The organism is uncultured Anaerococcus sp. (assembly GCF_963510575.1).
GTDB lineage: Bacteria > Bacillota > Clostridia > Tissierellales > Peptoniphilaceae > Anaerococcus.
The window spans coordinates 19635-28258 of sequence record NZ_CAUPFR010000010.1; the positions used below are offsets into that span (position 1 = coordinate 19635).

The 8624-nt window shown below is 30.1% G+C and carries 10 protein-coding genes; all 10 read left to right on the top strand.

Annotated features, from left to right (window positions below; translation table 11 throughout):
- Window positions 1–45 precede the first annotated feature (45 nt).
- Window positions 46–1752 (top strand): phosphoenolpyruvate--protein phosphotransferase, encoded by a 1707-nt coding sequence (gene ptsP, locus RQ907_RS01815; RefSeq protein ID WP_311491700.1) that lies wholly within the window; start codon window positions 46–48, stop codon window positions 1750–1752.
- Window positions 1753–1762: 10 nt separating this feature from the next.
- Window positions 1763–2656, top strand: a complete 894-nt coding sequence (locus tag RQ907_RS01820; RefSeq protein ID WP_311491701.1) for a kanamycin kinase — start codon at window positions 1763–1765, stop codon at window positions 2654–2656.
- A 185-nt stretch (window positions 2657–2841) separates the two neighbouring features.
- Window positions 2842–3681 (top strand): YitT family protein, encoded by an 840-nt coding sequence (locus RQ907_RS01825; protein WP_311491702.1) that lies wholly within the window; start codon window positions 2842–2844, stop codon window positions 3679–3681.
- Window positions 3682–3991: 310 nt separating this feature from the next.
- Window positions 3992–4492, top strand: a complete 501-nt coding sequence (locus RQ907_RS01830; protein ID WP_311491703.1) for a S1 RNA-binding domain-containing protein — start codon at window positions 3992–3994, stop codon at window positions 4490–4492.
- Between the two features lie 2 nt (window positions 4493–4494).
- Window positions 4495–5241: a peptidylprolyl isomerase gene (locus RQ907_RS01835; RefSeq protein WP_311491704.1), complete on the top strand. Its 747-nt coding sequence runs from the start codon at window positions 4495–4497 to the stop codon at window positions 5239–5241.
- A gap of 9 nt (window positions 5242–5250) precedes the next feature.
- Window positions 5251–6639 carry a hypothetical protein gene (locus RQ907_RS01840; RefSeq protein ID WP_311491705.1) on the top strand — a complete coding sequence of 463 codons (1389 nt, stop codon included), beginning with the start codon at window positions 5251–5253 and terminating at the stop codon, window positions 6637–6639.
- Window positions 6636–6980: a DUF1292 domain-containing protein gene (locus tag RQ907_RS01845; protein ID WP_311491706.1), complete on the top strand. Its 345-nt coding sequence runs from the start codon at window positions 6636–6638 to the stop codon at window positions 6978–6980. The genes RQ907_RS01840 and RQ907_RS01845 overlap by 4 nt, the downstream gene beginning before the upstream one ends.
- Before the next feature lie 2 nt (window positions 6981–6982).
- Window positions 6983–7936, top strand: coding sequence for a TIGR01212 family radical SAM protein (locus tag RQ907_RS01850; RefSeq protein WP_311491707.1), 954 nt, complete (start codon window positions 6983–6985; stop codon window positions 7934–7936).
- Entirely contained in the window at window positions 7933–8361 is a 429-nt protein-coding gene (locus tag RQ907_RS01855; RefSeq protein ID WP_311491708.1) for a hypothetical protein, read from the top strand. Before RQ907_RS01850 ends, RQ907_RS01855 begins: the two co-directional genes overlap by 4 nt.
- 32 nt (window positions 8362–8393) lie before the next feature.
- A partial coding sequence (locus tag RQ907_RS01860; protein ID WP_311491709.1) for a DUF6648 family protein occupies window positions 8394–8624 on the top strand: 231 nt, incomplete at its 3' end.

Genomic DNA, 8624 nt, shown 5'->3' on the forward strand with positions numbered 1-8624 from the left:
GTATCCTTTTTTTAAAACTAAAATGTATAAAGGAGAATAAGTTAAATGACTCAAAGATTTGAAGGAATTAAAGCTAGCACTGGATATGCTATTGGTGAAGTTTATTTATTCACTAGAGAAAAAATTGAAGTCAATCAAGCTAAAATAACACCTGATTTGGCTGATGTTGAGTACCAAAAAGTAAAAGATGCCATTAATGCTTATTTTGATGATTTAAGCAACCTGGATAATCCAACTGAAGCTCAACAAAATATAGCAAATGCCCATAAAGAATTACTCCAAGACCCTTATTTTTCAGATACTATCGAGGGCAAAATTAAGAACGAGAATAAAAATAGCGAATTAGCTTTAGATGAAACTATTAGGGAAATGGTCGAAATAATGAGCGCTCTTGACGATGAGTATCTAAAAGAACGTGCGAGCGATTATCAAGACATCGGCTTCCAAGTTATGTATAAATTGAAAGGGATTAAACCAAAAGATTTATCAAAACTTGATAAGGGAAGCATTATTATTTCTAAAGAGCTTACTCCTTCTGATACAGCTAATATGGATAAAGATGCAGTTGTTGGTTTTGCAACTGATTTAGGTGGTAAAACAAGCCATACATCCATAATTGCTCAAACTCTTGATATGCCAGCACTTGTTGGTATGGCTGATGTATCAACTAAGTTAAAAGGTGGAGAAAAAGCAATAATTGACGGCTATGAAGGACTTTTAATTATTGATCCAAGCCAAGAAGAAATTGCTAAATATGAAAAATTAATTGTCGAGCAAAAAGAAAAGAAAGAACGCCTTAAGAGTATTAAGGACATGAAAGCTGTAACTACAGATGGTAAACACATCGAAGTATCAGCTAACATTGGAAATCTAGAAGATTTAAGATTAGCAATTAATAATGGATGTGATGGTGTTGGATTATTTAGAACTGAGTTTTTATATATGGAAAGTTCAGATTTCCCAAGTGAAGAAGTGCAATTTGAAGTCTATAAAGAAGCAACAGAAATGCTTGGAGAAAAACCACTAATTATTAGAACACTTGATATCGGTGGAGACAAGGGGCTTGATTATTTCAAATTCCCTGTTGAAGAAAATCCATTCTTAGGTTATAGAGCTGTTCGTTTATGCTTAGATAAAGAAGATATTTTTAGAACTCAGCTAAGAGCCCTAGTAAGAGCATCAGCTTTTGGTAATCTTAAAATAATGATTCCGTTTGTAGTAAATATAGACGAACTTAAAAAATCAATTGAATTAATCGAAGAAATTAAAAAAGACCTAGATAAAGAAGGTATTGATTATAATAAAGATTTAGACGTAGGAATCATGGTAGAAACATCAGCTTCTATAATTATGGCTGATAAGTTTATCAAGTACGCTGACTTCTTCTCTATTGGTACAAACGATCTAACCCAATACACACTTGCTGTAGATAGGGGAAATGAAAACATAGCTCATATGTACTCAAACTATAACCCGGCAGTTTTGAGAGCAATTAAGCACGTAATAGATGTTTCTCACGAAGCTGGCAAATGGACAGGTATGTGTGGAGCATTCGCAGCAGATACAGAAGCAACTAAGCTACTACTAGGCCTAGGACTTGATGAATTTTCAGGATCTTCTGCAAAAATCGCTGAAATTAAGGATACAATAATTAAATCTAGTCAAGCAGAAGAAAAAGTTTTTGCTGAAAAAGCCATTGACATGGAACTAGCTAGTGAAGTAGAAGAATTTGTAAAAAAACACAATAATTAAGGAAATAACAATGACTAGTGATATTAAAAATATCCTAGGTCATACTAATATTTTTAAAAAAATTGAAACAGTTGATAATATCGAAAAAATTGGTTCTAGTAAATATAGGGTTGAAAAAGAAAATAAATCTTATGTTTTCGCCTTATATGACCTAGAACTATTAGATGATATTGAAAATGAATCTTTTGTAAATGAAGTTTTGGAACATGCTGGTTTGAATCCTTTAAATATTTTTGAAAAAGGTCTTATGCCTGATATAGAAAAATCTTATAAGGTATATGAGTATAGAAATGAGATTTCGTTAAGAGATTTCTTAGAAAAGGCAAATGATTCGCAACAAGTAAAAATCGGTAAAGAATTCGGTCTTGCACTTAAAAAACTTCACGGGATTAAAGCTACTGATAAGGTAGACTGGCAAAAAGACTTCTTGGTTAAATCTAATCAAATATTTTATAAACATGGACTTAATGAAGTTGGAGATGATGATTATATATTAATTGATTTCATTAATGCTAATAGACATTTAACTGAAAATACTGCAATCAATTTACTTTATAAGAATATTAGTGATAAAAACATTAGGATATATAACGAAAATTCTTTGGACTTAAGAGGAATAAAAAAACTTGAATACGGAGATGGAATTGTAGATTTTGTTGAAATAAACAGGATTGCTATTAATTATCCATTGTTTGCCAAGGCTGTGCTTGCATCTTATTATGGTGAAGATAAACCAACAAGAAAGTTTTTCCGTTTATTAAGTCTTTACCAAGCAACTACTATCTTAGATAGTGTAATAAATTTAAGAAGTAAAGCTGATTCCAATTTAAGTATGGAAGAAATAAAGGCGATACTTGAGATGTATGATAATTTTAATGAAATAACCCCTAAATGGGTTGATTAATAAAAGGTGGCATTATAATGATATAGATCTCTAATATAGAATTAACAAGGGAAGTATATATTGAAAATATAAAGTTGTTATATTCTGAATAGAAATCAATCTTATCTTGCCACTTTTTAATATATCCGTTTATTGAAAAAATCCTTATTTTATGATAACATTTTATTATAATGTAAGGGGGGTTTATGAAAAAATACCTATGGATTTTATTTGGGTCCTTCCTAATTGCTGGAGGATTATATTTTTTTCTACTAGGACAAGATATTGCCGCTGGAGGTATATCAGGTTTTGCCCTAGTTGTATCAAAGGCCTTACCTTTTTTAAATTTAGGTACTGTCAACCTTGTCTTAAACGTAGTTGTACTTTTAGCTGGTATGGTATTTATAGGATATGATTTTGCGAAAAAATCACTCATTTCCTCTTTAGCAGTTTCAGCTTATATCTTGGTATTTGAAAAAACATTACCAGATTTAGCTTTTGGAAATGACAAGATAATCAATATTATTTTTGGTTCGATAATAGTTTCATTTGGTCTAGCAATAGTTTTTAACCACGAAGCTTCATCGGGCGGAACAGATTTAATTGCAGCTATATTTAATAAGTATTTTAATGTACCTTTGCACGTTTGCCTTTTCTTTGCAGATTTTATTGTAGTAGTTCTTTCAGCTTTTATTTTTGGTATGGAACTAGCTATGTACGCAACACTTGCAATTATGATTCAATCCATGGGTTTTGATTATTTTATGCAAGGCTTTGGTAGAAAAATTTCTATAATGGTCATTTCTGATAAATATAAAGAAATTAATGAAATGCTAGTCAATAAACATGAAAAAGGCGTAACCCTAATTGAGGCTGAGGGTGGATATTCTCATAATAACAAAAAAGTTATTATGACCATTACTAGCGTTAGGACTTTTCCAATAATAAAAGATGATATACTACAAATAGACGATAGGGCCTTTGTGTTCACATATACAATTTCGGAAGTATTGGGCGAAGGCTTTACCTTTAACCAATTGAATTAGGAGAATTATTATAAAAGAATTTACAATAAAAAGATTTACAAAAAATAAAGCGTATCTAAAAACTAAATTTGGAGATGCAGTAATAGACAAAGACCAAGTCAAGGATTTTAGACAAGATCAAAAAATCGAAGCTTACCTTTATCGTGATTTAAATGATGTATTAAGAGCAAGCAGGGAGCTTCCATATAAACCAGGTGAAATATACTCTTTAAAAGCAGTTGAAATTACAAAAAAAGGTGTCTATTTTGAAATAAAAGGAGGACATGCTTTTCTGCCTTTTGAAGAAAGAACATATAAAATCCTAAAGGATATGGTTTATCCCCTAACTTTCAAGGAAGAAGACGGATACCTTTATTTATCTACAAAAATAAGGGAATTCTTATCAAACAATCATAGTCTTAAAGAAAATGATATAGTTAAGGGCAGAATATATTCTATAAACAAATCTATCGGAGCCTTTGTTGTAATTGATAATAAGTATGACTCTTTGATTCGTATAAAGGAATTAAAAGGTGTCTATATCGAAGGAGAAGAAATTACAGCCAGGGTTAAAGAAGTAAAAACTGATGGAAAAATAGAATTAACATTAAGGCAAAGAGCCTACCTTGAAATAGATAATGATAGTGATAAAATACTTGACTACCTATATCAAAATGGAGGCACAGCTGAAGTATCAGATAATTCTTCCCCAGAAAAAATTTATTCTTACTTTAATATGAGCAAGTCGGCATTTAAGAGAGCCATTGGTCGCTTATATAAGAATAAAGATATAAAAATATTTAAAAACAGAATAGAACTAAACGAAAGGTAATTATGGATAATAATAACAAACTTTTAGCAGAAGTTAATGGAAAGAAAATTTATAGAAATGATGTAATATCATTTATGCAAAACATAGAAGGTGGAGCAAGGTTTCAAAACGAGGAAGGCATCAAGGTCCTAACTGATGAAATGGTAAATCAGGAGATTATCCTAGCTGATGCATATAAAAATAAACTCGATGATGATGAAGAATTTAAAAGCGAATTGAAACTTGTAAAAGACAATATGCTCAAAAATTTTGCTATGCACAAGATTTTTGAAAGTGTGAACCCTACCGAAGAAGAATTAAAAAAATATTATGAAGAAAATAAGGAGTTGATTAGTCCAAATAAAACTTATACAGCGAGCCACATTCTTGTGGACGACTTGGATAAGGCTAATAAAGTCTATGAAGAAATAGCAGCTGGATTAGACTTTGAAGAAGCAGCAAAAAAATATTCAAAAGATCCATCCGGAGCAAACGGGGGATCATTAGGTACTTTTCCTAAAGGTGTAATGGTAAAAGAGTTTCAGGAAGGACTTGACAGCCTAAAAGTTGGTGAAATTTCAAAACCAGTAAAATCACAATTTGGTTATCATATAATAAAGTTAGATGATATACAAAACGAGCAAGTAAAAGCTTTTGACGAAGTAAAAGAACAAGTTTACCAAACATATTTAATGGTAAAGAGACAAGAAAAATATTTAGAAAAACTAAAAGAAATCTCAAAGGATGCTGAGGTTAAAAAATATTATTAGGTAGATCCTATGGCGAATGATAATGGTAAGCAAAAAATAAACAATTATTTAAATATATTAAAGGAAAATTTTAAAGAAAATATATCTGTTTCTTCGATTATAGAAAAAATCTTAGACACAGCAATGGAAAAGTCATGTAAGCTTGTACTATTAGAAAAATCTTACTATATACAAAAAGGCGAGGATCCTTTAGTGCTTTTTCATCTAAACATCGATAATGAAGCAGATATAACTTTTAATATTTCTGAAATAAATAATGAAGAGTGCATTGTCAGCGAAAATAATATTAACATAATATCGGCAGGCATTTTGATAAATTACTTGTTAATGAATTCAGATGCTTCATTTGATGTCTTATTATCTAATAGCAATATACAGTCAAATTTAGAAGATTATGGAGAAATTAGGAGCACATTAAGAACTAAAAACATTATAAACCTTAATTTAAGACAAGCGGATCTTTTGGCTGATGAATTTTCAAGCTTACTCTTATCTTTGATTACAATACCTATTGATAGATATAATCCAGATTATAATTGTAAGACTTATAGGCTATCATTATGCAATTTGATGGGAGGACATGCTGGTGATAACATCAACAAGGTTAGAAAAAATTCTATAAAAATGATCCTAGGATTTTTTAGAAAGCTTAAATCAACGGTAGATTTAGAGATGCTAGCCTTATCTGGTGGAGATAGGTATGATCACATTCCATCTTTTGCTGACCTTGAATTTATAATAAATTCTGATTATGAGAATGAATTATTGAATGCATTCGAAATCCTAAAAAATGAAGCAATAGAGAAAAATCTTCGCTATGAGCCAGATATGAAACTAAATCTAGAAGAGATTGAAAGTAAATATCTTAGACCTATTTCAACAGAGTCATTTAACCATTTAGCTTCCTTCATTGAGCTATGTCCATCTGGTATTTTTGCTGTAAATAGTTTAGATAATCAAGTCATTTCTTCTTCTAACTTATCTACCGCAAGAACACTTAAAAATTCTATTAATATGATACTAGTTTTTAGGTCTTTGACTGAAGAGGGAATGAGGCAAATGCTTGAAAAAGGAGAATTGGCAGCCAATATTGCTAAGTCTATACTTGATGAAAAATTATTTATTCCTTCATGGAAAAATAAGGAAGAAGATTTGACCAAAATTTTTATGGAATCTTATGAAGAGCTTTTCGGTACTGATTTAGAAGTTGTTAAAACCCAATATTCGCTTGATTCTAGTATGGTTTTTAAAAATCTAAATGTGAAGATAGTGTCATTGGGGGTAAAATATAAACAAGATGATAAGTATTTATATACCCAAATTGGAGATATCCTTAGGGTAATAGATTTAATTGAAAATGTACTTAATAAATTGAATGAAAATAAGGAGAAAGTATGACAGAAACACTAAATATCCATGGTCATGAAGTTGTATTCAATAAGAACAAAGGCAAGGCTGTGATTGAAATTCAATTAGGTGAAACTGAAGAAGAATGTATTTTAATCGATATATTTAGTATTGATGATAAAGAATATATTGCTTTACTATCAGGTGAGACTTCTGAAGTTTATTTATTTAGATATACTGATATATATGGAGATGAGAACATCGATTTAACTATGATAGATGATGAAGATGAAATTGATGAAGTATTCCATATATTTAGCCATTATTGGACTGATGAAATGATTGACAGCCTAATAGAGGAGTATGATTCAGAGGTTAATTCGGAAGAATAAGAATGGCCGATAGGACATATTATAAGGTCAGTGATTATTATAAAGATACCTATAATGAAAAAGTATATAAGTTGCCAGTAAAATTACCCTTAACCTGCCCTAATAGAGATGGGGCTTGCGGGTATGGTGGTTGTATATATTGTTCTGAAACTGGTGGTTCTTTTGAAAACTTAGACTCAAGTCTATCAGTGGATGAGCAATTAATAAAAAATAAAGATTATATATCCAATAAATATAAAGCCAACAAATTTATAGCTTATTTTCAAAATTTTTCTAATACTTATATGAGTTTAGAAGAGTTTAAAAAAATAATCAGCTCCTGCAATAAAGATTTTATAGTTGGTATATCAATTGCTACTAGAAGCGATTGTATAACAGAAGATAAGCTGGATTTTTTGAAAAATTGGAAAAATCAAACAGGTATTGATATAACAATTGAGCTGGGATTACAAACTGCAAATTACAAAACTCTTAAAATTTTAAATAGGGGTGAAAGTCTAGCGGATTTCATATTTGCTTGTAATCTTATAAATAAATATGGGTTTAGAATATCTACTCATGTAATTTTAGCTTTACCTTGGGATGATATTAATGATACAATAGAAACAGCTAGGATATTAAATGCTTTAAATGTAAAAGAAGTAAAAATTCATTCACTATTTATAGCGAAAAATACTAAGCTTGGTCTGATGTATGAACAGAGCCTAATAAAATTAAAAAGTAAGGAAGAATACCAAAAAAACGTAATTGAATTTTTAAGGTATATTGATCCTGATTGTGCAATAGCAAGACTTGTTGGAAGAGCTCCTAAAGAAGATACGATTTTTTGTAATTGGGATAGGTCATGGTGGCTTATAAGAGATGAAATAGTGTCTACAATGAAGGATGCTTTTATAAAGCAAGGCGATAAAAGCAAACAAATAATTTATGAAAAAATAAAGGGGGATAAATTATGATTTATTTAGTAGTTGGTGAACAAGGAACAGGTAAGACAAAATATCTTGTTGAAGAAGCAAATCATGAAAAAGAACTAGGAAATGCAAATATTGTATTTGTTGATACTGACGATAGTCAAGTTAGGATTCTTGATCATAAAATTAGGTTAATCAATGCAAAATCATACAAGATAAAAAACACTGAAGCCTTATTAGGATTTGTATCCGGAATTCTTGCTCGTGACTATGATATCGGAAAAATTTATATAGACGGTATATATGATGTAGTTGATGTAAATGAGGAAAATATCAAGGACCTAATCGAAAGATTAAATGATCTTTCAGAATATTCTAAATCAGATATTTACCTAGGATTAGATTGGAAAAAAGAAGACGTTCCTCAAGTAGCACAAGCAGAAATTATTGAACTTAAATTAGAGGATTAATTTAAACCGTCTCTTTGAGACGGTTTTTTATTATGAGTATTGAAAAAAAGAAATTAGAATTATTTGAAAATTGGAGAATTGAGTCTATTAACTTATTAGCAGAAGCCAAAATAGATAAGGATGAGTTTTTAGATAGGAATTATAAATTTCTAACAAAACTAGGGCTTAAGCCTTTTTCTCATATAAGAGATTTGGAGGAGGCTATTTATAATTACCAATATTATAATATAATGGCAAAAATTGCTAATGCCAAGGCCTTTAAA

Excerpts from the sequence above, each read along its gene's own strand:
- ptsP (WP_311491700.1), top strand. The coding sequence starts at position 46 with ATGACTCAAAGATTTGAAGGAATTAAAGCTAGCACTGGATATGCTATT.
- RQ907_RS01820 (WP_311491701.1), top strand. The coding sequence starts at position 1,763 with ATGACTAGTGATATTAAAAATATCCTAGGTCATACTAATATTTTTAAA.
- RQ907_RS01825 (WP_311491702.1), top strand. The coding sequence starts at position 2,842 with ATGAAAAAATACCTATGGATTTTATTTGGGTCCTTCCTAATTGCTGGA.
- RQ907_RS01830 (WP_311491703.1), top strand. The coding sequence starts at position 3,992 with ATGGTTTATCCCCTAACTTTCAAGGAAGAAGACGGATACCTTTATTTA.
- RQ907_RS01835 (WP_311491704.1), top strand. The coding sequence starts at position 4,495 with ATGGATAATAATAACAAACTTTTAGCAGAAGTTAATGGAAAGAAAATT.
- RQ907_RS01840 (WP_311491705.1), top strand. The coding sequence starts at position 5,251 with ATGGCGAATGATAATGGTAAGCAAAAAATAAACAATTATTTAAATATA.
- RQ907_RS01845 (WP_311491706.1), top strand. The coding sequence starts at position 6,636 with ATGACAGAAACACTAAATATCCATGGTCATGAAGTTGTATTCAATAAG.
- RQ907_RS01850 (WP_311491707.1), top strand. The coding sequence starts at position 6,983 with ATGGCCGATAGGACATATTATAAGGTCAGTGATTATTATAAAGATACC.
- RQ907_RS01855 (WP_311491708.1), top strand. The coding sequence starts at position 7,933 with ATGATTTATTTAGTAGTTGGTGAACAAGGAACAGGTAAGACAAAATAT.